1 pseudogene is annotated in these 622 nt (G+C 45.2%); it reads right to left on the reverse strand.

Annotated features, from left to right (window positions below):
* Positions 1-620 (reverse strand): annotated as a pseudogene (locus CXF82_RS01450) (transposase); the annotation flags it as partial.
* Positions 621-622 lie beyond the last annotated feature (2 nt).

Genomic DNA, 622 nt, shown 5'->3' on the forward strand with positions numbered 1-622 from the left:
GTGATTTTTACCCAATTTGCCACTGAGATATTTAATCGGCTCAAAATCCTTGCTGCACTCGAAGATATCGCGCCACGCTTATCGTTACGGATAACCCTGCCTGTTTCATCAACCAGTTCAAGGTAGTCTTTCAGCGAGAAAGCAATACCTTTTGGCTGGTGCTCTCGCTCGTTGCCAATAAAGGCTAATAGCTTGCTCGGTTGTTGACCTTTAAGCGCTGCGGTGACTCTTAGTTTTAAACTGGTGAAGTCTGATTGCTCTGGCGTTTGCGCCATCATCGCACGGATTGGCCTATCTATTGGCAAAAAGTGTTCGACATAGGCCATGCAAGCCAGCACTGCGGCCTCATCCAAAAGTGCTTGAGATTTAAACCGCCCTTCCCAAAAATGCCCAGTGCAGTTATCTTCAAGATTGGCTTGTCTGGCTATTGGTTCATTCAAGCATCTCATGAACCATGAGATATCACTGAGTCTTGAGCGGTAAATCGCTATTTGGTGCTTTAACTGAGCAACTAGGTGTTCATCAATCACTTCACCTTTAGCAAACTTTTGAGTCAATGTGGTACCGTTAAAAAGCTTATGCCATTGCTCAACAACCCCTCTATCTGACCAGTTATTCACGG

Origin of the sequence: Shewanella sp. GutDb-MelDb (assembly GCF_002836075.1) — a bacterium.
In the GTDB taxonomy this organism is placed as follows: Bacteria; Pseudomonadota; Gammaproteobacteria; order Enterobacterales; family Shewanellaceae; genus Shewanella.